Source organism: Archangium sp., from assembly GCF_057119385.1.
Window position 1 is genome coordinate 24,493 of sequence record NZ_DBNGVP010000050.1, and the last position, 26,521, is coordinate 51,013.

A 26,521-nucleotide genomic window follows, 5' to 3' on the forward strand; every position below is an offset into this window, starting at 1 on the left:
GGTGCCGGCCTGTGGCAAGGTGCGTCACCAACATGAGAACGCGAGACCGCCTGCTCCTGCTGATGCTGGGAACCGTCTGGCTCGGGCTTCCGGGCTGCTCCTCCACCCCCGTGGACCCTCCCGAGGAAGGCCCTCGCTACGACGGAGGACCCGTCTCCTGGCACCGGGACGTGTTGCCCATCGTCCAGGAGCGCTGCCAGGGGTGCCATACCCAGAACGGGGTCGCCCCCTTCGCCCTGGAGACGTACGGCGCGGCGTCCGCGATGCACGCGGCGCTGGCCAGCTCGGTGCAGGCGCGCCGGATGCCGCCGTGGATGCCCGCGGAGGGCCCCCACCGCTTCCGCGACTCGCGGCGGCTGACGCAGGGCGAGGTGGACATCCTCTCGGCCTGGTCCGCGCAGAGCGCGCCCGAGGGGGACCCGCTGGATGCGCCACCGCCCCGCGAGCCCGCGCCGCCCCTGGCCTGGACCGATCTGACGATCGGCCCCGAGGAGCCCTACCTGCCCAAGGACACGGCCTCGGACGACTACCACTGCTTCCTGTTGGATCCCCACCTCACGCAGCGCAAGGAGCTGATCGGCTTCGAGGTGATGCCGGGGGTGACGCAGCAGGTGCACCACGTGCTCCTCTTCGCCGCGCCCCGCCAGACGGCGCTCGAGCGGGATGCGCGTGACGCGGAGCCCGGCTGGACGTGCTTCGGGGACTCGGGCATCGGGGGGGCCTCGCTGCTCGGGGCCTGGGCTCCGGGCTCGCCGCCCACGCGGTACCCGGAAGGCACGGGCGTGCGCGTGGCCGCGGACGCCGTCTTCGTCATGCAGGTGCACTACAACATCTCCCAGCGGCAGGCCGGCACCGTCACCGCGATGCATGGCGAGGCCCAGCCGGACCTCACGCGCATGGCGTTGCAGTTCGCGCGCGAGCCCGTCTCGAAGCTCGCCTCGCTCTACCCCCTGGTGGATGCCGGGTTCTCCATTCCCCCGGGAGCCACCGGGTACGCCCACCACACCGTGCAGTACGTGCCCGCGGGCACCCTCTGGGGCGTGCTGCCGCACATGCACACCCAGGGCAGGCGCATCCAGGTGGAGCTGGGCGGCGAGCGCCTCATCGAGATTCCCGCGTGGGACTTCCACTGGCAGCAGATGTACTTCTACAAGCAGCCCCTGCGCGTGCCGCTCTTCAGCCCGATGAAGCTCTCGTGTACCTGGGACAACCCCACGTCCCGCACCGTGGAGTGGGGCGAGGGCACCGGCGACGAGATGTGTCTGGCCTACCTGTATCTGACGGATTGACGCGCTCGCGCGCGCACGGCGAGGGACAGCGATGAAGCGGCAAGGAACGAAGATGGGGCGGGCGGCGCTCGTGGGCGCACTGCTGTGCACCGGCCTGCCGGAAGCCCGGGCCGAGGAGCCGGACGCGGGGACTCCGGTGGCGATCAGCGCCCAGCGGCGCGGCATCCTCACGCTGCGGGCCTCCTGGGGGACGGGCGTGCCGGACTACATGGGCGGCTCGCTGACGGTGAATGCCATTCCCCTGGTGGACGTGGAGCTGGGCGCCACGCTCGTCAATCCCCTCATCAGCTCCCTGTATCTCCGGGCGGGCCCCCGCTGGAGCCTGTACGAGGGCCGGAACGACGCGGGACGGGGCCTGTCACTGCGGATGTCGGCGCTCGCGGGCGCTCGCGGCACCACCACCTACGTGGTGGGCCAGGGAGGCTATGGCGGGCAGTGGGGGCTCAACGCCGTGGCGACGCTCGAGGGGACGTACTGGCTGGCACGCTCCTTCGGCGTCAGCGCGCAGCTCGTCGCCGGAGGCACCACCTACTTCCCCCTGCGACGGCCCGTACAGGTGCTGCTGGGACCCCTGACGCCCGACGCCCGCTTCTCCCTGGGCCTGTCCTTCTGAGCTGGACCTGCCCCGGCTACCTGGAGTCCGCCGCCTGGGCGCCGTCCTTGGACTCCTCGCGGCACCGCTCCAGGAGCTTCTTCTTCTCGACGGCGCTGGCCGTCTTCCACTCGGGCAGTTGCGAGGCGACGCAGGCGGGCGGCGCGGGCTCGGAGGTCTGCGGCTCGGCCGTGACGACCGGCGAGCCGGGCCCGCTGGAGGCCGCCAGTTCCAACTCCAGCATCATGCCGCGGAGGGTCTCCGCCTCCTCGCGGCCCGTCATCTGATCGAGGCCATCCCAAGCGACCCCGGCGTAGACATCCTCCACGCACGCCGGCACCCAGGCCGGGGCCTCATCGCTGCATACCTCGCTGCCATTCAGGGTGGGCTTGCCAAACAGCTGCGCCTTCGTGGTGTCTCCCTGGGGTGTCAGCAGGACATAGAACGTGGACCCCACCGTGCTCGTGGAGCCGGACACGACGGTGGAGTTGCCCGTCACGGTCGTCAACGCCGCGCGCTGGCCCTTGAAGACGTAGAGCGTGGCGCCGTTCTTGCGCTTCTGGCGATCCGTCACCTGGAAGCCACGCTTGGAGAACAGCTCCGAGAACCGGCGTGCCGCATCGTCCGTCGTCCCCGTGAGGACGAGGTGGGACCGCTTCTCCGGGAGCTGGGTCTGGCTGCTCGAGCGAACCACCTGGAAGCAACCCGTGCTCAACACCATCAGGCCCATGAGGGCCCACTCGTGGGTTTTCATGTGCGCGCATCGTAGCCGCCCTCGAGCACGGGGCGAAGGAGACCCTTCGCGTCCAACATCTCCTGGACGCTGCGCCCGAGAGACAGGTGCTGTGGGTTGGACGCGCTCAGCGGCTCTGGAGCCAGGACCAGGAGTGTACCCTTGTCCTCTACCGGCTCCGTTCGGACAGGGGACGCGCTGCCCTCGGGCACGCAGTTCCGCGTGGACGCGAGGACTGCCGTACGTGCCGCGGCTGTCCCGATGTATCTGCGTCACCACCTCGGCCAGGGCCCGGTCCACCTTGTGCCGCTCGAACTCCGGGCGCTCCTTCCAGGCGTAGTAGCCCGAGCGGGAAACGCCCAGCTGCTCGCACATGAATTCCACTGGGAAATGGGCCTTCTGCGCACCGCAGCACTCGCACTTCACGTCGCGCCCTCCTTCGCGACGAAGGCCGCTGCTTTTTCAGGAAGTCGCGCTCCATCTGCAGCTGGCGGTTCTCCTTGCGCAGCCGGACCAACTCCTCCCGCTCGGCCGTGGAGAGCACGCCCGTTGGCTCCTTGCCCTTGTCACCGTCGGTCTCGCGCACCCAGTTGCGCAGGGCTGACTCGGTCAAGTCCAGGTCCTTGGCCACTTGGGGCAGGCTCAATGCTCCCCGAGAGCCTTCGCCAGGACAAGAACCGCATCAACCACCTCGTCGCGAGTGCCGTCTCGAAGATCGTCGGCGGGCAACAGCACAAGGCGTGGGCGACCGAACGGCGCGATGGGAAGAGCGGCAAGTCGATGCTCTACATCATCCGCCGTTGACGCTGGCCAGCGTCTATGCCGCTGGCGCTGCAGCAACGTTCAGCGGGCTCCATACCACGTCGTCGTCAGACGTGAGGGCAACGAGCTTCACATCGGGGTTCTTCGGATACTTGAAGTCCAATCCAACACCGATGCCCTTGGGAGCGTTTGCACTCGGTTCCACCTCCTCCACATCGGCATCGTCGATCCGCAGGCTCTGGATGCGGCCCCAGCGGGCACCAGTGGATTCAAGGACGACAAACACCGGCTGCCCGACGAAGAGCCTCTGGGCAGGCTTGTCGACAACAACGATCGTCTGGTTCTTGAAGGGCCCGTCCCCCGCATGCAGCGCCAGCTCGATGCGGTTCGCTGACGCGTTGTGGTGGGCCTCGAGATAGCGCCCGACCACCAGCCCGAAGATCGACCTCGAGAAACTCTCGATGAAAGCCACCGCGTCGCTCATCGCCGCGCTTCCGAGGAGGTCAACGGGATTTCCTCCACGGTGAGCGACCTGATTCCTGCGTTCGACGATGTCCTTGAGGCGCTCCTCGAGCACCGTTCGCTTCACACGATCCTGTGGCACCGTATCGAGTCCCTGCGCGGCGCAGTACCAGGCCACCATCGCGTCGGCGCGACACGCGCGGTCGCAGATCTTCTCGATGCCGACCGCTCCGAAGGCAGCATCGACTTCGCCCGCGCGCAGGTTCGCGTCGTGCGCAATCACCACCGCCTCGTTCAGGGCGTACGGCGTAGTGCCGCTCAAGCACTCGAACAGGTTCTTGACCACGCCTAGCTCACTCATGCCGACGTAGCGCCCCTCCCCGAGTCGGCCGCGCCACAGGAGTTCTGCCGTCCCTGCCAGATGCTTGTCCGTCAGCTTTTGCGGCAGCGCGGCATAGGCGACGCGCCGAGACTCGAGACGAACATACGCCGTGATGAGGTTCTCGACGAACTTCTCGAACGACGCGTATAGAGCAACGGCGAACGCAGCGTAGTCGAAGCGACGCCGGATCGAGACGTACTGCTGCACCACGGTGTCCTTGTGGCCCGCCAGTGCGAGGTTGACCGGCTCGATCGACGCCACGAGCGCCTTCAGATCGGCCAGCTCAGTGATGAGTTCATCCAACGTAGAACGCACAGGCAGGCTCCGTCGCGATCACTTCTGGGTCTTGGCGATCGCGGCGGCGAAGGCCTCGCTCACGCAATGGTTCCGGTTCTGGGTGTCCGCGAAGTTGGTGCGACGCCCGGCGAAGAGATCGTGCTTCGCCTTGTACATGGCCTCGAGCTCGCCCCGAAGGACTGCCTTCTTCGCGATGAGCTTCGCTCGATGCGGGACGACCGCAGCACTGTTGGCCACGAACATCAGCGGGTCGTAGACGATCTTGGTGGGGCGCTTGGAGAACCCGAGCACCGTGAACGCCTCAGCCCCGAGCACCTCCCACAAGAAGGAGACGGTCGACTCGAACATAGTGCGGTAGTCCGCCAGCAGCGCCGGCGCGAAGTTGTTGCCGCGGACGATGAACAGGTCGAGGAACTCGGAGATCTTGTTCAGGCCAGCCTTGAACTCGTCGATCTGGCGATAGGCGAAGAAGCGCAGAACGAGTTCCACGTCCTCCATCTTCTCGAACATGCGCGTGCCCGCTGCGGTCGGCTCGTCGACGGTCTCCTCGGACTCCTCGTCGGCCTCCTTCTCCTCCGGCGACGGGTCGAGCGGGATGCCCCACATCCGCCGGAAGTTGTCGTTCTCGGAGAGCGCGAGGCAGAGCGTGTTGAGTGGTCCACCGTAGACGGCGTTGCGCGTCTCCTGGCTGCCGAGCTTCACGCCTCCAGAGTTGAGGCGCTCGAAGACCATCTTCTTGAGCATCGCGGCCTGCTCTTCACTGACCGCCGTCTCCTTGAGGAGGATGATCGACGAGATGTACCGGCGATCAATGCCGTCCCGGACCATCGACGGAAGCGTCGAGTAGCTTCGCCCGTCCAGGTCCGACCAGTACTGCAACCCGGTGAGCTTGAACTTGCCGGCGTAGAAGTCACTCAGCGCGGTCAGGCGCTGGCGTCCATCCATCACCTCGTAGCGTGCGAGGTCACGCTCGTACAGAAACACGGGCGGCACCGGCACGTTCATCAAGAACGACTCGATGAGCCGCGACTTCCGCTCGACGCTCCATCGATGCCGACGCTGGTACTCGGGGTCGCGCTTGTAACGGAGCTCCTTCTTGCCGCCTTCGCCTTCGATCTCCTCCTTCAGCATTCCCAGGATGCCCGCAAGCGGATACCGCGCTTGCTCCGTGACGATGCGGATCTCGCCCTTCGCGTAGCGGCTGTTGAGCTCCTCGTCACTGGCCTTCGGCTTGGTCGCTTCGTCATCGAACGAGAGCTTCTCCCCCTTGAGGAGATGGCTCGCCGCTGCTTGCGTCTTCGCGCCTGCCGCCGGTTTCTTCTGGTTGCCCTTCGTCACTGGCTCTCTCCCTCAGGCACGGTGGCAGTACACGTCATGCTCGGTGATGGCCTTCTTGGGTTCGGCCTGGAACTGCCGCACCTGTCGGCGCCCGCTATCGGAGTCGGGGACGGCCTTTGCCGTCTTCATCTTCCAACCGGAGTCGACCAGCGACTTCTTCAGCACGTCCATCGGATCGGCGTCGCGGTCGTGAATCCCGCCGTAGCGAATGATGAGGCGTGCGCCCTTCGTCGTGTGGGCGGCGACGTTCTTCCAAACGCGGCCCATTTCGGCCGCGAAGTGGTCGGCGCCCGAGTGCTCGAGCTGCCCCTCAGGCTGCCGGTACTCGACGTAGTCGGGGCCACCGAGGAACCAGAGCCGAAGCCACTGGTCCGGCAGGTAGGTGCGCATGCCGAAGTACGGAGGCGACGTCACGACGAAGCGCGCCTTGGGCATGTCCTTGAACGTGTCCGCCACACGGCTGTCGCCGAGCTCCACCTTGCCTTCGACGTCAGGCGGCGGTTCGGAGAGGTAACGATCGGCGCGCGCCTTGATGACACCCAAGACATCGACGGCGTCCGGGCGCATGCCGCGCTCAGTCCAGAACTTCACGGCATAGTTAGGCTTTGGCGCGAACGTCCTGGGCGACTGGTTCGAGAAGTACGACGGCGTGCCCTTTGGACGCGGACCGTGCAGCGCGCCCAGGATGATCGCCCGCAGGAGAATAAGCGTCGGTGACGAGCAGTCGGTGAGTAGGGCGTCCCTCAGTCGGCAGAGCTGGATGAGGGTCTCCTCGTGGTACGCGAGCTTCCAGAATGCGCCCTTCGGCACAGCAGTCGGCTCCTTCGCCGCGTTCAGAATCGCTCGAGCGCTCGCGACTACTCGGCCAGGCTCTGCGTACGCGAGCTTGGCCTGCGCGAGGGCGGCGGCGACGGGGCTGCTATCCACCCCGACCGAGGGCATCTCAAGTAGGCGGGCCGCGAAGTTCGTCGTGCCACGACCGCAGAAGGGATCGATGACCCACTCGCCGCGCTTGCCGTGCTCCTTGAGCACCCGAAGCGGAAACTCCAGCGGGTACATGGTGTAGTAGGGGCAGATGGCATTGAGTGCGTCGAGGCTCATGGGCTGGCTCCGGCGCTGGCATCTCCCTCCGCTGCGCCATCGTGTACACGGTCTTGTCCATGACCTTGAGCAAGGCCGCGACCTCTTGAACCGTGAATATCTCGTCGCTCATCCAGTAGGCGCTCCGGGCTGGATGGGGTCCGCTTCCAACGGATGCCAAGGTACGGCAAAGGGCACCTCCGCACAATGACGAAGGGGGTGCGCCCGTTCAGGTACGGCCTACCGCCGGACCTGCTCCAACGCCGTCCGCGGCTCGGCCCACTGGCGCACCGCTTCGGAGCCACCTCACGCTTGGAGGCTTTCGAGTGCGTCAGCCCTTCCGGCGCCCCTGGAGGATCTCCAGGAACGAGCGGGTGCGCAATTCCTCCAGGGTGAGCCCGGCGGCGCGCGCCTCGTCCTCCGTGAGGGCGCCACAGGCGATGCCGCGCAGGAAGAAGTTGATCAACCCCTGCCCCGTGGCCGCGTCGTCGAAGACATCCCCCAGCCGCGTGGCCTGGGCCGCCTTGTCCATGAAAGCCTTCAGCCGGCGCGAGGCCTCGTCCAGCCCTTCCAGGAAGAAGGCATACACGGCGGCGTAGCGCACGGGCACCTGCGCCGGGTGCAGATCCCACCCCTGGTAGAAGCCATCCGTCAGCGACCGGCGCACGTTGTCCGCGTGGAGCCGCCAGGCGCGGTGCACGGCGGCGCGGTTCTCCTCCTGCTGCTCCGGCGTGAGCGCGCCTCCCTTGGGCGCCTTGTGCGGCCCCACGGGCATGGTGGTGGTCGCACCATCGGACAGATGGATGCCCGTACCCGCCAGTGACACCTGCATCACGTGCCGGGCGAAGTCACAAGAAGGATGGAACAGGTGCTGGTGCGCCGCGGTGATGCCACACGCCGCCGTGTAGTCGTACGCGCCGAAGTGCACGCCGGTGCACCGTCCCCGGGCGGCCCCCACCAGCAGCGGCAGTTCCACCCGTCCCTCCCGATCGAAGAGGGCTTGCGGCGTCTCCACCATCAGCTCCACCTTCACCACGCCCCGCGCCAGGCACAGGCCCTCCTCCAGGCCGATCAACACGGAGTCGAGCGCGACCACCTGCTCGCGGATGGAGACCTTGGGCAGGGTGACCACGAATCCCGGCGGCAGGCGCCCCCCCGTCTTCTCCACCAGCGCGGAGAGGAACAGATCCAGGGTGCGCACCGAGCGGCCGAAGAGCTCGTCACTGAAGGATTTGATGCGGAGGCCGATGAAGGGCGGCAGCGAGCCCTGCTCCAGGCCCCGCGCCATCTCCGCCGCCGCGGCCAGCGCGTGCCCGTCCTCCTCCGCGTCCGGCCGATGGCCATAGCCGTCCTCGAAGTCGATGCGGTAGTCCTCCACCGCCTCGCGCCGCAGCTTGGCCACCACGCGCGCGTGGACCGTCTCCGCCAGTCCGCCCTCCGGCAGCCCCAGCACGCGGGCCAGGGTGCGCCCATCCGGCGCATGCTCCTCCCACGAGCGCAGCGCCACCTCCGCCAGCTTCGAGGCCGTCTCCGCCTTGAAGAGGTGCGCCCCCCCATAGACGGAGTGGATGGGCTGCCGCCGGGAGGACTCCCCCGGGTAACGGTGGTTGAAGGCCTTGTTCGCCGCCTGGAGGGCGGTCCGGGTGTCCGAGAGGCTCTGGGCGGTCAGGGTCGTCTTCATGGCGCGGCCGGAGACTCGCCCTCCCGGGCCCGGGACGCAACTTCACGGGGCCCTCGGGCGCACGGCTTCACGGACGGCCTCCGGGGCGCCGGCATCCAGGGCCTCGACAAGGCCGTCTGGGGGGGTGGAGGACCGTGTGCTGTCCGCCGCCGTCAGCGCACTGGGCGGAGGCCGGTACTAACGGGTAACGTGCCCGGCCCATGGACGAACCCAACGGCCGGCTCATCCAGACCCTCATCGAGGCGCGCAGGCACCACTGCTTCCCGCCTGACGTGCGCGCCGCGGCGCCCGAGCTCATCGAGAAGGTCCTGGCTCTGCTCTTCCCCCACTTCGCCGAGCGGATGGACTGTAGCTCCGTCGGCATCCGCTCCGAGGTGGCCGTGGTCGAGGCCATCCTCACGCGCGCCCTGGACACGCTCGCCCCGCGCTACCCGGGCCTGTCCGCGGACATGCCCCAGCGCTTCATGGAGCAGCTCCCGGAAATCTACGCCTGGCTGCGCCAGGACGCCGAGGCCATCAACCAAGCCGACCCCGCCGCCCGCAACGTGGACGAGGTCATCCTCACCTACCCCGGCTTCTACGCCATCGCCATCTACCGCATCGCCCACGCCCTGCACCTGTTGGGCTTCCCGCTCCTGCCCCGGCTCCTCACCGAGCTGGCCCACCAGCGCACCGGCGTGGACATCCACCCCGGCGCCACCATCGGCCGGCGCTTCGTCATCGACCACGGCACCGGCGTGGTCATCGGAGAAACCACCCTCATCGGCACCGGGGTGAAGATCTACCAGGGCGTCACGCTCGGCGCCCTCCAGGTGCAGAAGGACCTGGCCGACAAGAAGCGCCACCCCACCATCGAGGACGAGGTGGTGGTGTACGCCAACGCCACCATCCTCGGCGGCAACACGGTGGTGGGCCGCGGCAGCATCATCGCCGGCAACGCCTTCATCACCCACAGCATCCCCCCGGAGTCCATGGTCACCCGCCGCAGCGAGGTGCGCCACCGGGAGCCCAATGCCGAGTTCGACGAGCTTGAATACCACATCTGATGTAGCGGATATTCGTCTTCTGTAACGGACAGCTTCCCAAAGAGGGCATCCCCATGAAGGTGAACAACATCCTGGAGACGATCGGCAACACGCCGCACGTGCGCATCAACCGGCTCTTTCCCTCGCGCGTCGAGGTGTACATGAAGCTCGAGCGGGCCAACCCGGGCGGGAGCATCAAGGACCGCATCGGCCTGGCGATGATCGAGGACGCGGAGAAGCGGGGCCTGCTCAAGAAGGACAGCGTCATCATCGAGCCCACGTCGGGCAACACGGGCATCGGCCTGGCGATGGTGGCGGCGGTGAAGGGCTACAAGCTCATCCTGGTGATGCCCGAGTCGATGAGCATCGAGCGCCGCCGGCTGATGGCGGCGTACGGGGCCACGTTCGAGCTGACGCCGCGCGCGCAGGGCATGAAGGGCGCCATCGCCCGGGCGCAGGAGATGGTGACGCAGACGCCCAACGCGTGGATGCCGCAGCAGTTCGAGAACGAGGCGAACATCGAGGTGCACAAGCGCACCACGGCGCAGGAGATCCTCAAGGACTTCCCCGAGGGCCTGGACTACATCATCACGGGCGTGGGCACGGGCGGCCACATCACGGCGTGCGCCGAGGTGCTCAAGGAGAAGTGGCCGAAGCTGAAGGTACTCGCGGTGGAGCCGGTCAAGTCGCCGGTGATCAGCGGCGGGCAGCCGGGGCCGCACCCCATCCAGGGCATCGGCGCGGGCTTCATCCCGAAGAACCTGCACAAGGAGGCGCTGGACGGCGTCATCCAGGTAGCCGAGGAGGAGGCGTTCGAGTTCGCGAAGCGGTCCGCTCGCGAGGAGGGCATCTTCGTGGGCATCTCCTCGGGCGCGGCGCTGGCGGCGGTGAACAAGAAGCTGGCGGAGATCCCCGACAAGAGCCGGGTGCTGTGCTTCTGCTACGACACGGGCGAGCGCTACCTGTCCATCGAGAACCTCTTCCCGGCGCAGTAGCCCCGCCCATCACCCCCACTCCTCCCTCTCCCTCTGGGAGAGGGCCGGGGTGAGGGTGTGAATCACTTGCAGAACCCGCCCCGGCAACCCAGCCCCTGCACACAATCCTCATCTACCGAGCATCGTGCATCCTTCTCGCAGTCGCGGCCGACCCCCCCTGTCATCCCGTCCACGACGAATCCCTCATTCTCAACCGACTGGATGATGGGATTGTTCGCGAACGCCCCTTTCGACTTGTGCGTGAAGCTCACGCTCATCGATTTGCTCTCGTGCTCGACGTTCATGCTCAACTTCTTGGGGCTGAAGAGGATGGAATTGAAGACCTCTTGGGCGACATCTTCGGCCGACCAATCATTCCCCAATACAATGGGCACATGCGAGCGCGAGACCTGTCCATCACGATCGAACTCGAAGAACACCCGCTTGCGCCCATCGCTGATGGAGAACACCTCGCCATCCTCCAGCAGTTTTCCCTCGGGCACCGTGATGAGTCCCTTCGCCTCCGTGGCCGGTAGTCTGATGCACGAGGCACTGCAGGTACCACAAGCACCGGCATTGCCGTCGTCACACTGCTCGGTCCCCACGTTGAGGTAGCCATCACCACACCGGGCCGCGGTGCAGTTGTTCAAACAACTGTCGTTATTGCTGCCGTTGCCATCATCACACACCTCTCCGGCGCTGACGTTCACGATGCCATCACCGCACGCCGGAAGGGTGCAGTTCGAGTTGCAAGCCGCGGTCTCGCGTCCGTCATCGCACGCCTCGACATGCTCCGGCGCCCCCAGTGTATTCACATGTCCATCGCCACAGCGGGCCAAGGTACAATCACTGAGGCAGTCCGCGGTGTTATCGGTATTGCCCTCATCGCATGCCTCACCGCGATCCAGGATCTTGTTGCCACAGACCTCGCCGGAGTGACAATCGGCGCTGCACCCATCTCCCGCTACCCGGTTGCCGTCATCACAGACCTCGCCGATGACGGAGTCCGTGTAATGGTTTCCACACGTCTCATCCGATAGACAGTCCGCGCTGCAGCCATCCGCGGACCGGGTGTTGCCGTCATCGCACTTCTCCCCCATGGAGACGTCGACGACACCGTTTCCACACTTCTCGTTGGATTTGCAATTGGCACTGCAGCCATCGCCATCCCGGGTGTTGCCGTCATCGCACACCTCACCGGAGGCGGAATCCAGCACACCATTGCCACAAGCCTCCACGGACTCGCAGGTGCGGCTGCAGCCATCCCCATCCAGGATGTTGCCATCGTCACACGCCTCACCGGCCTGGAGGATGCCGTCTCCACAGTCCGTCTTGATGCAGACGTCCTGGCTGGCGGCGCACTTCTGCCCCGAGGGGCAGGCACGGCCCGAGGAGCAGAGCACGCTCTTGGGCTCCATGCAGGCGCAGAGCGACAGGACGAGGAGTGACAATCCGAAAATCTCTCTTTTCATCGGTCAGCTCAGAAGCGAAGGGACATGGACGCACCACCCACCCCATCGCCCACCAGGGGCGCGACGCTCAGCGTCCGCACACCCGGGTCGATGCGATAGGGCTGGGGTCTGTTGAGGAAGAGGAGCACCGCGCCCGTGACCAGCGCGGCCCCTCCAGCGGCATATGCGCCCAGGGACACGGTGCGCAGCAGGTCTCCCTGCTGACGCGCCTCCGTCAGCGCTGGCGCGGGCATACAGCCGCCACACGCCTCGACACCTTTATCGAAGGTGTCATAGCTGCCGAGCACCCCCAGGTGGAGCAGACCGCCTCCCGCGGCCACGGCCGCTCCCGCCCCCAACACCGTCCAGGGAATCCAGACGGGCCAGCGCGTCTTGTACCGGGTGAGTTCCTTCTCCGTGTAGAGCTTGAGCTCGACGGGTGTCGTCGCCCCGGGCATCAGCGTCTGGCGCAGCTCCGTGGGCTCGTAACCGCCCTTGGTCGCGGAGACATGGTACGTCCCGGGACGCACCAGCTTCTCGACACGATTGGGGGCAACGAACAGGAACTGCCCGTCCAGCGACACGCTGGCGCCAGGCTCATCACAGCTCACCTCCACGCGCGCGAGCTGCTTCTCGACGAGCGCCAGGTAGCGGCGGCCGTTCTCGTACTTCTCGCTCCCCAGGGGGTCCGGGCCGTAGCGCATCGCCTCCGTCAGGTGGAGATGGACCTCGAGAGGCCTTTCGAGGCTCATCAACGCCAGCGCCATGTTGTAGTGGATGGCGGGATGGTTCCACTGCGCGAGCGCCTTCTGGTAGCTCTCGAGCGCCTGCACGAAGAGGCTCTCTTCCAGCCGCGCGTTGCCCATCTCGAACAGCTCGAGCGCTTCCAGCCGATTCTTCTTCGGGACACCGCGGACCCAGGGATTCACTTCCGCTGACTCCAGGGTGGAGCCGCGCTCCTGCGCGGACGCAGGTCCGGCCCCCAGCGCCAGTGAGCCCACGGCCAGGCTCAGCGCAACCGCCTTCATCACCGCTCTCACTGCTCCACTCCCTTCAAATTCTTGATGTACCCCCCCAGCTCCGACTCCAGACGGAAGCGGCGCTCCTGCTCGCGAGCCAGCGCTTTCTTGAGCTCCTCGGCCGCCGAGTCCGCGTCCTTCCGGGCCTTGCGCTCCGACTTCGCGCTCTTCACGGCCATCCACTTCAAGAACCGGGCACGCCGCGTCGCCAGCTCGGCGTTGTCCAATGCGTCCTCCAGCATCTCGTTCTTCTCCAGCAGCGCTTCGTTGGCGCTCTCCGCCTGGCGGACGGCCTCCTCCTCCTGGCGCAGCGCCGTCTGGCGCTCCAGCTCCTTGGCCTGCACTTCCGCCAGGCGCTGCTTCACCTCCACCGCCGACGCCCGCGCCGCCACGGCCTGCCGCTCGGCTTCCCGCTGCGCATCGCGGATGCTCACCAGGGCCACCGCCGAGGCCGCCAGCAGCAGCAGCAGGAAGACCGTGGAGCCCACCACCAACGCCCGTTTGAGCCGCCCGGCCCGCGCCGCCTGCGTGAAGACGGCCTCCAGGAAGTCGCGCTGCAGCTTCGGCAGCTCGCTCCGGTAGCGCCGCTGGAAGCGGTGGGCCTCCTCCACCATCTCCCCGCGCCACAGCAGCCCACTGTCGAGCCCCTTCACCTGCCACTGCCGGGCCGCGTTGCGCAGCTGCTCCAGGAAGGCCGCGTCCTCCTGGCCCTCGTCCAGCCAGCGGCGCAGCGTGGGCCAGCTGTGCAGGAGCGACTCGTGGACGAGCTCCACCGTCGCCCCGGCCGTCCCTCCTCCCGTCTGCACCACCAGCAGCCGCGCCTGCACCAGCAGGTCCACCAGCCGCCGCAGCGCCGCCGTCTCCGACGACAGCTCGCCCAGCTCCTCCACCGAGACAATCGCCCGCGTGCGCTCGGGCGTCACCAGGCGCAGGAAGACGGAGCGAGCCAGCACGCGCTCCGCGGAGGACAGCCCCGCCAGCACGCTGTCGGCGTGCGTGGCGAGCGCACCGGCGATGCCCCCCATGGCGCCGTAGCTCTCCCGCGTGAGCAGCTTGCGCGCGGGGTCTCTCGACTCCCAGAGCTGGGTGGCGGCGAACTGCAGGAGCGGCAGCGCTCCCGGCGTGGCCGCCAGGTGCTCGAGCATGTCGTCCACCATGTCCGGGGACTCGAAACGGTAGCCGGCCATCTCCGCGGGCTGCACCAGCGCGTCCCGCAGGCCCTCGCCGTCCGGCGCCGCGAGGAAGAAGAGGCCCTGGCTCAGCTCGGCCATGAAGCGCTCGTCCTCGGACACCCGGTCCAGGAAGTCCGAGCGCAGCGACACCACCACGCGCATGGGCGAGGTCGCGTCATCCGCGATGCCGGCCAGGCACGCCGTGAAGGCCAGGCGCTCCGCGGCATCGGGCACCTGGGTGTAGAGCTCCTCGAACTGGTCCACGAAGAGAAGGATCTTGCGGCCCTGGCGCCGGGCGCGGCTGCGCAGCACGGTGCCGACGAAGCCGGGCTCGATGCGCAGGCGCTCGGCGAGCCGCTGCTGCGTCTGGAGGTCCTCCTCCACGGTGGCCGAGGAGCTCACGAAGGGCGCCACCATGCTCGCCAGCGCCGAGAGCGGATGACGGCCGGGGCGGATGACGAGCGCCTCCCACTCCTCGCCGGAGCGCTTGAGGACGGGCACCAGGCCGGCGCGCACGAACGAGGACTTGCCCGCGCCGGAGGGCCCCACCACGGCCAGCAGCGGCCGGTCCCCCATCCGGTTCATCAGGGCGGCGATCTCCCGGGAGCGGCCGAAGAAACGGTCCGCGTCCGCCTCCTGGAAGGAGCTGAGCCCGGCATAGGGGCTCTCGTCGATGCGCAGCTCGCGGGCGTAGCGCCCGGGCAGGAAGGGCTCGAGCGCGCGCAGGAGCGCGAGCGCATCCGGGAAGCGCTCCTCCTTGTGCTTGAGCAGACAGCGGTCGACGATGGCGGCCAGCTCCGCGGGGGCATCCGGCAGCGCGTCGCGCAGGCGGGGCATGGGCTCGTCGAGGAAGGCGGTGACGGCAAGCTGCGAGCCGCGCAGGGGCTCCAGGGGGTGGCGGCCCGCGAGCATCCGGAAGAGCATGATGCCCACGGCCCAGATGTCCGTGCGGTGGTCCACGGGCACCCCGTTGCCCCACTGCTCGGGGGACATATAGGACATGGTGCCCAGGATGGCGCCGTGTTGGGTGAGGCTGGAGTCCTTGGGCGGGAGCGCGGACACGTCCGCGGCCTGCACGATGACCGAGGACTCCTCCTGGCGGAGCACCTTGGCGATGCCGAAGTCGAGCACCTTGATGGCGCCCGAGTCGGTGACGAGGATGTTCTCGGGCTTGAGGTCGCGGTGGACGATGCCCTGCTCATGGGCACAGGCCAGGGCGCGCACCACGGGCACCATCAGCTCCACGGCGCGGGACGGCGGCAGGCGCTGGCCCTTGAGGAGCTTGTTGAGGGGCTGGCCCTTGAGGAACTCCAGCACCATGTAGGGGCTGTCGTTGAACTCGCCAGCGTCGTAGATGATGACGATGTTCTCGTGGCTGCACCGGGCGGTGGCGCGGGCCTCGAGGATGAATCGCTGGGTGAGCGCGGGCTCCTGGGTGTGGAGGAACTTGATGGCCACGCGGCGGCCGAGCCGGGTGTCTCGGGCGAGGAAGACGGTGCCCATGCCGCCACTGCCCAGCTCGCGGATGAGCTCGTAGTGGTGGATGCGCGCGCCGGGGCCCGGCACGCCCGGCACAGGCGCCTCGGCGGAGTGCTCCGGGGCTTGCCGCGCTCCGGCGGAAGGGCGTGCCTTCACGTCAGGGCCCTGGCGCGGGTGGCCCAGGTCTCCGGGTACGAAGTTCCTCATGTCGATGCCCGCGGGATGCTCCCCGCGCGCGGCACCGGCGTCGTTACTGTTCATGATTGGATCGAGCCCCCTGATGCTGGATGAATCGGGGCACCGTGCGACACGCGGCGGCAGACTTCATGCCGCTCTCTTCGCCCACGCCCCTGTCGAAAAGTACACGAACGTGTTTGAGCACTGGAAGCAGACGTCCTCGACCGTGCTCCTTCTCGACTCCCAGCAGGCCAGACGGGCAGACGTCCGTCCACCTCAGCTACAGAAGATCCAAAAATTCTATCAGTCCCCCGAGACCGAACAAGCCGTACACCGGGCTGTGAGCCATCAGGCGTCTGGCTTGTCGAGGAGCGAGGTGGCAGCCGGCCGGGCGGCGCTCATATCGCCGGTGACTGGATGACGTAGTAGAGGGACTGGAAGTACCGGTGCAATGCATTGAGAAGCTGGATGAGGAACGGCCAGCCCATCACCGTGAAGCCCATGATGGCCGCAGTGACGATCGCGTATTCCACCATCGCCTGACCCCGAGGCGTCCTCTCCAGGCGGCTACCGCGCATCCGCTTCATCCTCCTTGCACTCCTTCACACACGTCTTCTCCTCCTGCTCGCAGGCCTTCACACACTTCGCCGTGCCTCCCCCCGCGTGCTCCTCGCAGATGGCCACGCACTGCCTCGTCTCCTCCCGGCAGTACTTCTCACAGCTCTCGGCCCGCGCCAGCCCGCCCGCCCACAGCAGCCCGCCTACCAGTCCCCACGTCCATGCGCTCTTCATCGAACCGCCTCCGGGCCATGCCCCGCTGGAGCGCGCATGCGCTCGGTCAATGACAGGTAGACTTCCGCATCCAGCAGCGAAGGAGCCTGGCGCACCATCACCAGGCCGCGCACGCCGCCTCGGTGCACCTCCAACTCCGCCGCCAGCTCTCCCGGCTCTTGCAGCGGCTGCACGCTCCACCCCCGCCCCTCGAACGTCCGCTGGAGCAGCTCCGCCGCCCCGGGGACGGACATCCCCGCGAGCCGCCCGGACAGCGTGTACTGCGTGGCTCCCTCCATCTGGAAGGTGAGCACCGTGGGCTCCTCCGTCTCCTCTGGCAGGGGAATCCACCCAGGCACCTCCGGCGCCCCCTCGAGCAACGGCGCCACCTGCCCCGACGAAATGAACACCAGCGTCTCGCCCCCCTGCGCCAGCACCGACACCAGGTGCACCGCCTCCGCCGCCGGGCTCCAATACCCCACGTAGCCGGCGTACTCGCCGTGGCGCTCGCCCAGCACCGGCAGTCCCGCCTCCAGCAGCGTGTCCCGGTAGTGGCTCAACACCTGGTCCGGCGCATCCTCCGTGGAGAACCACGCGACCGCCACGGGCGCGTCCGGCCCCAGGTAGTCCGCCGCCAACACCTCCGGGCGGCTGCCCCGGGGATAGGGTGGAAAGGCAGACAGCGCCCGCTCCAGCACCGCCTCCTCCTCGGGCGTCCGCGCCCCTCGCCGCGCCACCGGGCGTGCCTCGTCCGGCACCACGCGCTCCACCGGCGCTGGCGCCACCTCCTCCGCCAGGCGCCCCCAGCCGAAGCCCACGAGGCCGCCCACCACCACCGCCGAGAACAGCAGCGACAGGACTCGCACCGCCAACCGTGGCACCCTGCTCATCGGCACGTCCCCGGCTTGCGGCAGCCCATGTAGTACGGGCCCCGCTTCTCGTAGGTCTTCTGGTTCCGGTTCTGCTCCCAATCCTTCCACTCGGTATTGAAGTAGCTGCTGGAGCCGCTCGCCTGTTTGATTTTCTCACTCGGCGCCTCCATGCCCGCCGTATGCGGCTTGATGGAGAGATTGGGCTTGCGCGGATCGTCCCCCCCCTCGTCCGGCAGGAACTTGCCGTCGAGCAACGACTGCCTCGCATTCTTGAAGAAGTCTTCGGCGCCCTTCTTCATCTGGACGTAGCCCTGACTCTGAGCGCTCGCGTAGACGTTGTTCACCCGCTCGTACAGCTCCCCTTCCTTCTTCCCCGGCCGCGCCTGCGCCGGCTTCGTCAGCGCCCAGGTGTCCACGAGGATGGACATCTCCTGCTCCTTGATGAAGTAGGCGGAGCCCTTGTCGCCGTCCTTGGCGTTGTCATGGTAGCCGTTCCCGCCCTTCTTCGCGCGCCACATCTTCTTCGTCAGGTCCACCCGCTCCTTGTCATCCGAGAACTCGGGGAGGAAGCGCTGGGGCAGCAGATAGTTCTCCACCACCGCCCGGGCCGAGCAGTGGATGAAGCCGCCCTGGTTGAACTCGCCGGACGAGTGGTAGCCCGCGTACAGCCCGTCCGCCCCGAGGTCCCCCACCGACTTGTCCGGGCCCACGCACGTCACCTGCTTGGTGTCGCCAGGCTTGTCGACACTGTCACCCTTCGCCTTCTCCCTGCTGTTGAGCCAGCACACGTGCGCCACCAGCGCCGTGCCGTCATGGTGGTCCTCCTCGGCGCAATCCTTGAGCTCGCCGCTCTCGGTCTTCTCGTCGTAGCGGTTCTTGCCGGACTCGTGATCGCAGTACATCAGGCGGGCGTAGTGCTGCACCGTCACGGGATTGAACTTCTTGTCTCCGGTTCCCGTGTAGTCCTGCACCGTGTAGTCCCACACCGTGGAGACGACGGCCTCCTGCACGTCCAGCGAGTAGCGCAGCAGATCATCCAGGAAGAGGGCGTAGAGGAAGATGGGGATGAGGACCAACATGCACAGGGCCATCTCCACCGAGGCGGCGCCTCGAGCGGCACACCTGGATACGGAGGAGCTCATAGCGCCAACCTCCCGGCGCCCTGGACGAGCCGGGCCGCGTCCTCGTCCCCGGCGGCCTCGAGCACCTTCACGGCCTGCTCCCGGGTGAGCGGGTGCAGCTTGGCCCGCCAGTACGGGCTGAAGAGGTTGGGCGCCTCGCGCCAGCCGTTCTCCCCGAAGCGGTGGTAGTAGACGAGCGCCTGGGACAGGGCCGCGCCCTCGTCCGCCGCCAGGGTGAGCTTGCCGGTGGAGGCCCCCTGCCGGAACGTCACCGTGGCCGAGTCATTGAGTTCCCAGGGAAGCGGCTTGCCACTGTCTCCCCAGCGCAGCTTCCGGGACAGATAGCTGTAGACGCGAGGCTGGCCCCAGTCCCGCCTCGCGTCGTCGTTGGCGCGGAACTTCATGAAGCAGTTGCCGCCTCGCGCGCAGGCGGTGAGCCCCTTGGTATTGACGCCCTCGAAGCGGTGACGGCCCTGGTGGGCGCCCCCCGGACGATGGCCGCCACCGTTCTTGTCGCTCCACACGCGCACGGAATAGGAGCCGGAGGGGGCGATGCCATGTTTCCACTGGTTGAACATGGCACCCGACTCGTCCGCGGAGACGGCGAGGCCTTCGTTGCCCGCCGACTGCCCGGGCCCATGCAGCGCACCGGGCGACTGCACCGTCTTCGCCGTCCCCTTGTGTTTGGGAAGCACCCAATGAGACCCCTCGCCGGGGATGTCGCGGAGCTCTTTGAGGAAGTCTCCATGGAGATAGGAGGGATAGCTGAAGAAGACACCGCGGTTGGCGGGCCAGCCGGGGCGGGAGGCATTGGCCACCTCGGTCATCACCCGGGCGCGCGCCTTCAGAGGGGAGCTGGCCACGCTGCTCTCGCAGGGCCTGCCGTCCACCGCGCACTCGAGCTCGTCCGCGTTGAGGCGCCCCACCTGCCCGGGAAGCTCCCCCACACCAGGGGCGTTGGCGTCCGCCAATCTGCCCAGCCCGTGGGCCCGGCCGTCGCGCACCGCCTCCAGCGTCCGCGTGTGCACCTGGCTCTGCGAGGCGTGGATGTCGTCCACCATCCGATCCAGCCCCGTCATGATGGTGTTGAAGTTCCCTTCCAATCCCCGCACCTTCCGGTCGTACTTGCGGCCCGCGCTCCCGTACTTGCTGGCGATTCTCAACGCCTTGAAGGCATGCACGCAGTGCTTGAAGCACTTCTTGCAGCCGCACTGCGCGAACTCCTGCGCCGCGATGAGCTGGAAGTTGCCACGCGAGGCCCGCATCATCTCTCCGGTGACACTGGAGGCGGCCATGTACGCGTGGATGCTGTTCATCGCCACGTACGAAGCGGCAATGGAGCGGTTGCTCACCGCGTAGTAGTTGAGCGCGCGCGCCTCCAGCACCGCCATCGAGTAGGCGAGCACGTCGCTGTGCTGCTGGAGGCTGACCTTCTTGCGCAGCGCATGGCCGAGGTTGAAGCTGAGCGCCACCAGCAGCGCCAGCACCAGGAAGGTGAGCGCACCGAGCACCATCGTCTGGCCCCGCTCACGGCGGCGCGAGGGCCTCAGAACATGAAGCGGCATTCGTTCTTCCCGGGCAGAGGGTACTTCTGCGGGTAGAGGTTGGACTGCATCCGCATGGTGTAGGTGGCGCGGATGGGAAGGATGTAGAGGCCCCGGCTGGCGAGATCGTTGTACAGGTCGACCTTCACCGGGGTCCGGTCGGAGCGGCGCTTGAGCCGGAGCACGGGGGTGATGTCCCGGTGGCGGCTGGCCGCGTGGATGACCTGGTTGGCGAAGGGAATGGGCATCCGGTAGTTGAACGTCACCTGGACGCGCAGCTTGGTACGCTCACTCTCCTTCCAATCGCCGCCGTTGCCGGTGGACCACTCCGGGTCATCGAAGTCCACCTCGGCCGGGTTGCCGGGGAAATCTTCACTCACCGGCCCGCAGATGGTCACCGCGGCATGGGGGAGCCCATCGGCGTCCGGCATCTCGTTGACCTGGACGCTGTTCCACTTCCACTTGGCGTTGAAGTCGTCCGCCGTGGTGACGGACTTGATGTACTCACCGCCCCCCAGATCCCGGCTCACCAGCGGCAGCAGGACGGCGAGGGCGGCACGCTCCATCATGTCCACATCCGCGTGGTGCAGGGAGCCCGCCCGCGCGGCCTTGTAGGCCGCGTACTTCGTCATCAGCCGCGCCTGGTGCATCAGGGACAGTTGCAGGAGGCCCAACAGGAGGAACACGAACATGGGCAGCACGATGGCCGACTCCACCGCGGCCTGCCCTGACTCGCGTCCGCCGCCTGGACGCTGAATGGCTGCTCTTGCTTTCATGTGACGGGAGGGCCGGCCCTGGCTCACGCCTCACCCACGCCCTGATCCAACACGCTACACAGACACACCCGCGGGGTGAAAGCAGACGTCCTCGACCATGCTCCCTCTCGACTCCCCCCAGCCCGGGCGAGCGGACATCCGCTGCCGTTCAGCAGGCACCGGGGACGCGGCTATACTCGGCGAATCTCCCCACCCTCGGAACCTCCGTGACCCCCTGTCCCTTCTGTCATCACGGCACCATGCGCCCCACCCTCCTCGGGGGCTTCCTGCGGGAGGAGTGCGGAACCTGCCGCGCGGTGTGGTTCGAGGAGGGCTCGCTCGCCAGGGTGGTGGGGGCTCCGGCGCTCGTCGTCCTGGTGCGAAAGGCGTTGAAAAGCCTCGGAGAATGCAAGCACTGCCAGGCCACGCTGCGGGAGGCCCCGAGCTGCCCCTCCTGCGGGGAGGAGGCCTCGCGCTGCCCCCAGTGCGGCAGCGGTCCACTGGCGGTGGCCAAGGTGGCCGAAGTGCCCGTGGATGTCTGCACGAGCTGCCGGGGCGTGGGCCTGGATGCGGGCGAGCTGGAGCTCCTGCTGCGCATGCCGAAGGCGGCACCGGACCCGTGGCCGCCAGCGCGCGGCAAGGGCCCCCCGGAGCCAGCGCCTCCAGAGGACTCCTGCGCCGGCTGCCACCGCGAGCTGAAACGAGCGCATGCCTTCGCCTGGGAGGACAAGCACTGGTGCGGGAGTTGCGCACCAAAGGGGGCGAGCCCGGTGGAGGTGGCGCTCACCCCGTACGACCCTCAGACGGATGACTCCTTCCTCCCGCCTCAGGTCCTCACCCTGAGGGAGCGAAATGACAAACCCGCTGGTCCAACACGCGCCGAGGTGGAATCCGCGCTGGTGTGGTTCTTCTCGAAGCTGCTGGGGTGATCGGTATAGAAGGAGATCATGCGACCCCTCCTGCTGACCGTCCTGCTTCCCTCACTCACCGCCGCTGGCGGCTTCCAGCGCCTGCACGCCGAGCAGGCCACGGCCACCAGCTTCCTCAAGAGCAACTGGAACAAGTACGAGGAGAACTACCACCCCAGCTACGTGCTCGATGACGATGTGAAGACAGCCTGGGTGGAGGGCGCCGAGGGAGATGGAATCGGCGAGTCGCTGACGATTCCCGTCTCGGCTCTCAAGTCGGCGCGGGCCATCCGCCTCGTCGTCTTCAATGGCTATCAAAAATCCAAGGCGCTGCTGAGCGCCAATTCCGCGCCCCGGCAGCTCACCGTCACCGTGCGCGGCCCGGGAGGCCAGGAGTCCGCGAAGACGCAGCTCACGCTCGAGCGGAAGATGGGGCCCCAGTCCTTCGACATCCCCGTGACGGGCGCCGTGGCGGACGTGGTGCTCACCGTCGACAGCGTGCACCCGGGCTCCAAGTACAAGGACACCTGCGTGTCGGACGTCCAGGTCTTCGTGGACAGCGACGTGCCGTACAACGCCGCCGTCGAGAAGGGAAAGCACGAGGCCCTGCTCCAGTGGAAGAAGGAGCGCCTGGAGGCCGCGAAGTACTTCGCCCGTCTGCCCAAGAGCTACCCGTTCGCGTCCTCGCGCTTCGAGCAGAAGGTGGAGCAGAAGCTGCTCTCCAAGCGCTACGCCCGGGTGCTCGACGAGGACAAGGACGGCCATGCCGAGAAGGGCGTGCCCGCCAGGGACTTCGTTCCGCTGCTCACCCAGGTCGAGAAGGGACAGCTCGCCGGCCCCCTGGCCGAGCCGGACAAGGCGCTGATCCAGGAGCTCGGCAAGCTCGCCGCCGCTCCGCCCCAGGAGGGGAAGTGGTACTCGCTCACCCAGCGGGGCCGCGTGGTGCTGCCGGAGAACTTCTCCTACCCGGAGGACTTCTCCCTCTCCCCACTCATGGTGCCCCTGTTCAACCTGTCCGAGGCCACCCTCTTCGAGGCCAAGGGGCGGGGCTCCCTCACCCCGAGGCTGAGCGACGACGAGGGATACCGGCACGGCACGGTGCTCTCGAATCTGCTGGTGCTCGAGGGCTCGGCCACCGACGTGAAGAAGGTGTACTTCACCCAGACGCACGTCGTCGTCGAGCGCACCTCCTCCACGACCACCACGCATGCCATCGCGCTGCTGGAGGGCGGAAGGCTCACGCGCCTGGTGACGTTGGAGACCAGCGAGGATGACCTCGGGAGCCCCATCGTGACCGTGGGCGTGACGACCGCCACGTACACGAATGGAAAGGTGTCCCGGCTCGAGCGGACCGAGCTGGTGGACAGCAATTCCGAGTACGAGGGAGTGGACCCCGAGTCGGGAATCTCCGTGCGGAAGGCGACGAGCGAGGCCGTGTCGAGCACATGAAGCAGGTGGCACTCCTCGCCCTGCTCCTGGCCACGGCGGCGGGGGCCGAATCCCCCTCGCCCTGGGACTTCGGGAGCTTCCTGGAGCCCGTGCGCGTCTCGGGCGCCTCGGCGGAGACGTGCGAGTCGTGCCACCCGGAGGTGTACGAAGCGTGGACGCGGTCCCGCCACCGGCGGAGCCTCGACAACGCCGTGTTCCTCGATGGCTTCGCGGCGGAACCGCATCCCCGCTGCGTGTACTGCCATGCCCCGCTCGAGGCGCAGGCGAAGGCGGCGCTGCGGCGGCGTCCGGCCCTGGTCCGCGAGCGCTCCCTCGCCTCGGTCCCCCGGGAGTCGCTGGCCCACGAGGGCATCACCTGTGTGACGTGCCACGTCCGCGAGGGCGTGGTGATGACGGCGAATCCCCGACCTCCGGAGGCCGATCACCCCCTGCGCTCCGAGCCGAAACTGGCCGAGCCCTCCTTCTGCGCGAGCTGTCACGAGTTCCTCGGCCACGAAGTGGTGGACGGGAAATCCGTGCTCACGGACGAGAAGATGCAGACGACCTGGAGCGAGTGGCGCGACTGGCGGGACCGCGGCGGCCAGGGCACGTGCCAGAGCTGCCACATGCCCGGCGGCTCGCACGCGTTCCGGGGAGCGTATGACCGGGACTTCCTCCGGGGCGCGCTGTCGCTCCGGGTGGAACGGACACGGGGGCAGCTCGTCGCGGTGCTCGAATCTCGCGGCGTGGGGCACGCCTTTCCCACGGGGGACGTGTTCCGCCACCTGACGCTGTGGGCCGATGACAGGCCCGTGGCGCGGCTCGGGCAGACCTTCGAGCTCACCGCCTCGGAAGGGGGAGGCCTGCACGTGCGCCGCACCGGCAACACGGCGCTCCAGCCCTTCGAGCCCACGCGCGTGGTGCTACCCACTGACACCCGGCGCGTGCGCGTCACGTACCACTACGCCGAGGAGCGTCACGAGCGGCGAGGCACGGTGCCCCGGGACCAGCTCGTCATCGAGCTGGCCGCCCAGGACGTTCCCGTCCGCCGGTGACGGGCCCTACTTCGCGGCCGGACGGGCGAAGGCCGAGGCCATGGGGAAGATCTCATAGCGCCCGATGGCCCGGGCGGGATCCTTCTCGAGCAGGGCACTGAGCGCGGCCATGGACTCCGCCTCGAACACGGCCAGGCCGAAGACGCCCTTGGGATCCATCACCGGGCCCGCCACCACCAGGGAGCCGGCCGAGAGCTGGCTCTGGAGGAACGCGCTATGTGCGCCCATCGTGGCCTGCTCCTCGGCGGTCATGGACATGGGGAAGTCGGGACGATTCGGCACGAGCCGGGCGAAGAAGAAGCTGGAGGGCATGAGGCGGGTCCTTGGTTTGGAGGGCGCGGGCTCCATCCACTACGCTCCCGCGCGTGACGCCATATACCATGCTGCACCTCGCGCTCGCGGGCGCGTTCCTCGTCCTCGCGCTGGTGCATTTCGTGACCTGGGCCGCCGTGCGCACCCAGCGGGTCCAGCTCTGGCTCGCCTCGAGCTTCCTCGGCTTCGCGGTGCTCACCTTCACCATCGGTCTCACCAGCCGCGAGGCCAGCGCGATGATCGCCGACACGCGGCCATGGCTCATCCTCGGCGTCCTCCCGTCGATTCCCCTCCCCTACACCCTCCTGCGCGTCCTGTGGTCGCTGTTGGATCAGCCGCTCACCCTCTGGCGGCGGGTGATGCTGGGCGTGGCCCTCGCGTTCGGGACGGTGCGCGTGGTCGACGTGACCTGGTCCGTCCTCACGCTGCCCACGGCCGGGTTGACCTCGGAGCAGCTCACGCATGCGACCGCGGGCCTGAGCCTCCCCCTCTTCTGGCTGCTGGCGACGAGCGTGGCCGGGACCTGGGCCGTGGAAGCGGCGCGGCTCCTGAAACGCCGGGGCGCGATGGCGATCGCCGTGCTCGCCGCCGCCCTGTGCGCGCTCGTGCTCCTGGGCCGCGAGCTCGCCATCGACGCGGGCTGGCTCCCGGGCCCTTCGCTCTTCGCGCTCGTGGGACTCCCCTTCCTGCTGTTCGCCTCCTCCGCGCTCGCCATCCTCACCGCCCGCTCGCTGCGCGGCGCGGACCTGGGCACCGGCATCCACCGCTACCGCCGGCTCACCCGGCTCGGACGCGGCGGCATGGGCGAGGTGTGGCTCGCGGTGCGCACCGGCCGCGCGGGCTTCCACCGGCTTGTCGTCCTCAAGCGCATGCTGGATGAGGAGCACGAGGAGCCCGAGGTCCGGCTCCACCGCTTCATCGGCGAGGCGCGCACCGCCGCGCGCCTCCACCACCCCAACATCGTGTCCGTCTACGATCTCGGCCAGGTCGATGGCGGGTGGTTCATCGTCATGGAGTACCTGAGCGGCGTGAACGTGCTCGAGCTCGTCCGGCGCGTCCACAAGGGAGAGCCGTTGCCGCTCGAGGTGATCGTCGAGATCTGCCAGCAGGCCCTGCGGGGGCTCGCCTATGCGCACGAGCGCGGCGTGATTCATCGCGACATCAGCGCGGACAACCTCGTCGTGTCCTTCGATGGCGTGGTGAAGGTCGTCGACTTCGGCATCGCGCATGGGTCCGGCGAAGCGCAGGAGCAGGTCACCCCGAGCGTCGCCTCGCTGCCCGCGACACGGCTCACGCAGGTGGGCGGCATCATCGGGAAGGTCCCGTACATGCCCCCCGAGCGCATGGAAGGGGCCGAGGCGACGATCTCCGGAGATCTCTTCGCGCTCGGCTGCGTGCTCCATGAGCTGCTCTTCGGCAGGCTTCCCGACCTCTCCTCGGGCCGCCTCCAACTTCCGAACGCGGAGCGGCCCGACGCCCCCGCCGCGTATGCGCTGCTCCGGAACGTCCTCGCGACCGCGCTTCACCCGGCCGTGGCACGGCGTTACGCCGACGCGAGGGCCTTCCAGCGCGGGCTCGAACCGGTCCGGCAGGCGCTCCCGGCGGTCGAGCTCACGAGCTGGCTGCGAGAGAACTTCGCGGAGCGGTGGGCACGCGAGCGGAATCTCTCCGAGCTGGGAGATCCCACGCCCGCCGAGGTGGAAGCGTTGCTCACGCGTGAGATCGCCGCGGCCCCCGGAGTGGACTCGGGGACCACGCGGATCATCGGTGCGAAGGCCGAGACGCCCATCGAGGAACAGACAACGCGACTCATCCAGCGTCCCCGCTGAACCCCAGGGAGTG

General features: G+C 68.0%; 24 protein-coding genes and 2 pseudogenes. 9 read left to right on the forward strand and 17 right to left on the reverse strand.

Translation table 11 applies throughout. The features are described from left to right. Nucleotides 1–32 precede the first annotated feature (32 nt). Entirely contained in the window at nucleotides 33–1,289 is a 1,257-nt protein-coding gene (locus AC16DP_RS11185; protein WP_329729995.1) for a monooxygenase, read from the forward strand. Between the two features lie 31 nt (nucleotides 1,290–1,320). Then, complete coding sequence (locus AC16DP_RS11190) at nucleotides 1,321–1,902, forward strand: hypothetical protein (RefSeq protein WP_329729996.1); 582 nt, start codon at nucleotides 1,321–1,323, stop codon at nucleotides 1,900–1,902. A 16-nt stretch (nucleotides 1,903–1,918) separates the two neighbouring features. Here the strand turns inward: AC16DP_RS11190 and AC16DP_RS11195 are convergent, their stop codons facing one another. The 3 genes and pseudogenes from AC16DP_RS11195 to AC16DP_RS11205 all read right to left on the reverse strand — a co-directional run. Next, nucleotides 1,919–2,635, reverse strand: coding sequence for a hypothetical protein (locus AC16DP_RS11195; protein WP_329730029.1), 717 nt, complete (start codon nucleotides 2,633–2,635; stop codon nucleotides 1,919–1,921). Then, nucleotides 2,632–2,826 carry an Imm52 family immunity protein gene (locus tag AC16DP_RS11200; RefSeq protein WP_329730027.1) on the reverse strand — a complete coding sequence of 65 codons (195 nt, stop codon included), beginning with the start codon at nucleotides 2,824–2,826 and terminating at the stop codon, nucleotides 2,632–2,634. The genes AC16DP_RS11195 and AC16DP_RS11200 overlap by 4 nt, the downstream gene beginning before the upstream one ends. Beyond that, nucleotides 2,807–3,257: pseudogene (locus tag AC16DP_RS11205) on the reverse strand (transposase); the annotation flags it as partial. The gene AC16DP_RS11200 and the pseudogene AC16DP_RS11205, both read right to left, overlap by 20 nt. A gap of 2 nt (nucleotides 3,258–3,259) precedes the next feature. Here AC16DP_RS11205 and AC16DP_RS11210 point away from each other — a divergent pair. Continuing rightward, a complete protein-coding gene (locus AC16DP_RS11210) occupies nucleotides 3,260–3,418 on the forward strand; it encodes a hypothetical protein (RefSeq protein WP_329729997.1) in 159 nt (52 codons plus the stop codon). Nucleotides 3,419–3,431: 13 nt separating this feature from the next. Here AC16DP_RS11210 and AC16DP_RS11215 read toward each other — a convergent pair whose 3' ends face one another. From AC16DP_RS11215 to AC16DP_RS11230, 4 genes and pseudogenes are all read right to left on the reverse strand, one after another. After that, complete coding sequence (locus AC16DP_RS11215) at nucleotides 3,432–4,523, reverse strand: HEPN domain-containing protein (protein ID WP_329729998.1); 1,092 nt, start codon at nucleotides 4,521–4,523, stop codon at nucleotides 3,432–3,434. Between the two features lie 30 nt (nucleotides 4,524–4,553). Beyond that, nucleotides 4,554–5,855 (reverse strand): DUF262 domain-containing protein, encoded by a 1,302-nt coding sequence (locus tag AC16DP_RS11220; protein WP_329729999.1) that lies wholly within the window; start codon nucleotides 5,853–5,855, stop codon nucleotides 4,554–4,556. Between the two features lie 12 nt (nucleotides 5,856–5,867). Beyond that, a pseudogene (locus AC16DP_RS11225) lies at nucleotides 5,868–7,031 on the reverse strand (DNA methyltransferase); the annotation flags it as partial. Between the two features lie 235 nt (nucleotides 7,032–7,266). Beyond that, a complete protein-coding gene (locus tag AC16DP_RS11230; RefSeq protein WP_329730000.1) occupies nucleotides 7,267–8,616 on the reverse strand; it encodes a DUF6986 family protein in 1,350 nt (449 codons plus the stop codon). Between the two features lie 200 nt (nucleotides 8,617–8,816). Between AC16DP_RS11230 and epsC the strand changes: the two genes are divergently transcribed. Further along, nucleotides 8,817–9,662, forward strand: a complete 846-nt coding sequence (epsC, locus tag AC16DP_RS11235) for a serine O-acetyltransferase EpsC (RefSeq protein WP_329730001.1) — start codon at nucleotides 8,817–8,819, stop codon at nucleotides 9,660–9,662. A gap of 53 nt (nucleotides 9,663–9,715) precedes the next feature. Continuing rightward, nucleotides 9,716–10,636: a cysteine synthase A gene (gene cysK / locus AC16DP_RS11240; RefSeq protein WP_329730002.1), complete on the forward strand. Its 921-nt coding sequence runs from the start codon at nucleotides 9,716–9,718 to the stop codon at nucleotides 10,634–10,636. A 62-nt stretch (nucleotides 10,637–10,698) separates the two neighbouring features. Here the strand turns inward: cysK and AC16DP_RS11245 are convergent, their stop codons facing one another. From AC16DP_RS11245 to AC16DP_RS11285, 9 genes are all read right to left on the reverse strand, one after another. Further along, entirely contained in the window at nucleotides 10,699–12,066 is a 1,368-nt protein-coding gene (locus tag AC16DP_RS11245) for a DUF4215 domain-containing protein (protein ID WP_329730003.1), read from the reverse strand. 29 nt (nucleotides 12,067–12,095) lie between these two features. Then, nucleotides 12,096–13,094, reverse strand: a complete 999-nt coding sequence (locus AC16DP_RS11250; RefSeq protein ID WP_329730028.1) for a carboxypeptidase-like regulatory domain-containing protein — start codon at nucleotides 13,092–13,094, stop codon at nucleotides 12,096–12,098. 8 nt (nucleotides 13,095–13,102) lie between these two features. Next, nucleotides 13,103–15,997, reverse strand: a complete 2,895-nt coding sequence (locus tag AC16DP_RS11255) for a serine/threonine-protein kinase (RefSeq protein WP_329730004.1) — start codon at nucleotides 15,995–15,997, stop codon at nucleotides 13,103–13,105. Between the two features lie 314 nt (nucleotides 15,998–16,311). After that, nucleotides 16,312–16,491: a hypothetical protein gene (locus AC16DP_RS11260; protein ID WP_329730005.1), complete on the reverse strand. Its 180-nt coding sequence runs from the start codon at nucleotides 16,489–16,491 to the stop codon at nucleotides 16,312–16,314. Beyond that, the gene (locus AC16DP_RS11265; protein WP_329730006.1) at nucleotides 16,481–16,705 is read right to left on the reverse strand and encodes a hypothetical protein; all 225 of its coding nucleotides are present in this window, start codon (nucleotides 16,703–16,705) and stop codon (nucleotides 16,481–16,483) included. The genes AC16DP_RS11260 and AC16DP_RS11265 overlap by 11 nt, the downstream gene beginning before the upstream one ends. Continuing rightward, nucleotides 16,702–17,574, reverse strand: a complete 873-nt coding sequence (locus AC16DP_RS11270; protein WP_329730007.1) for a hypothetical protein — start codon at nucleotides 17,572–17,574, stop codon at nucleotides 16,702–16,704. Before AC16DP_RS11270 ends, AC16DP_RS11265 begins: the two co-directional genes overlap by 4 nt. Beyond that, complete coding sequence (locus AC16DP_RS11275; RefSeq protein WP_329730008.1) at nucleotides 17,571–18,635, reverse strand: hypothetical protein; 1,065 nt, start codon at nucleotides 18,633–18,635, stop codon at nucleotides 17,571–17,573. The genes AC16DP_RS11270 and AC16DP_RS11275 overlap by 4 nt, the downstream gene beginning before the upstream one ends. A gap of 59 nt (nucleotides 18,636–18,694) precedes the next feature. Beyond that, nucleotides 18,695–20,242, reverse strand: a complete 1,548-nt coding sequence (locus AC16DP_RS11280; protein ID WP_329730009.1) for a hypothetical protein — start codon at nucleotides 20,240–20,242, stop codon at nucleotides 18,695–18,697. Next, nucleotides 20,224–20,997, reverse strand: a complete 774-nt coding sequence (locus AC16DP_RS11285) for a TadE/TadG family type IV pilus assembly protein (RefSeq protein ID WP_329730010.1) — start codon at nucleotides 20,995–20,997, stop codon at nucleotides 20,224–20,226. Before AC16DP_RS11285 ends, AC16DP_RS11280 begins: the two co-directional genes overlap by 19 nt. A 239-nt stretch (nucleotides 20,998–21,236) precedes the next feature. On the opposite strand from AC16DP_RS11285, the gene AC16DP_RS11290 reads away from it, so the two are divergent. The 3 genes from AC16DP_RS11290 to AC16DP_RS11300 are packed head-to-tail and all read left to right on the forward strand — an operon-like array spanning nucleotide 21,237 to nucleotide 24,367. Further along, entirely contained in the window at nucleotides 21,237–21,905 is a 669-nt protein-coding gene (locus tag AC16DP_RS11290; RefSeq protein WP_483956700.1) for a TFIIB-type zinc ribbon-containing protein, read from the forward strand. 18 nt (nucleotides 21,906–21,923) lie between these two features. Continuing rightward, the gene (locus tag AC16DP_RS11295) at nucleotides 21,924–23,333 is read left to right on the forward strand and encodes an NADase-type glycan-binding domain-containing protein (RefSeq protein ID WP_329730012.1); all 1,410 of its coding nucleotides are present in this window, start codon (nucleotides 21,924–21,926) and stop codon (nucleotides 23,331–23,333) included. Next, nucleotides 23,330–24,367, forward strand: coding sequence for a hypothetical protein (locus tag AC16DP_RS11300; protein WP_329730013.1), 1,038 nt, complete (start codon nucleotides 23,330–23,332; stop codon nucleotides 24,365–24,367). Before AC16DP_RS11295 ends, AC16DP_RS11300 begins: the two co-directional genes overlap by 4 nt. A 6-nt stretch (nucleotides 24,368–24,373) precedes the next feature. Here the strand turns inward: AC16DP_RS11300 and AC16DP_RS11305 are convergent, their stop codons facing one another. Further along, the gene (locus AC16DP_RS11305; protein ID WP_329730014.1) at nucleotides 24,374–24,679 is read right to left on the reverse strand and encodes a YciI family protein; all 306 of its coding nucleotides are present in this window, start codon (nucleotides 24,677–24,679) and stop codon (nucleotides 24,374–24,376) included. A gap of 53 nt (nucleotides 24,680–24,732) precedes the next feature. On the opposite strand from AC16DP_RS11305, the gene AC16DP_RS11310 reads away from it, so the two are divergent. Further along, the gene (locus tag AC16DP_RS11310; RefSeq protein ID WP_329730015.1) at nucleotides 24,733–26,508 is read left to right on the forward strand and encodes a serine/threonine-protein kinase; all 1,776 of its coding nucleotides are present in this window, start codon (nucleotides 24,733–24,735) and stop codon (nucleotides 26,506–26,508) included. Nucleotides 26,509–26,521 lie beyond the last annotated feature (13 nt).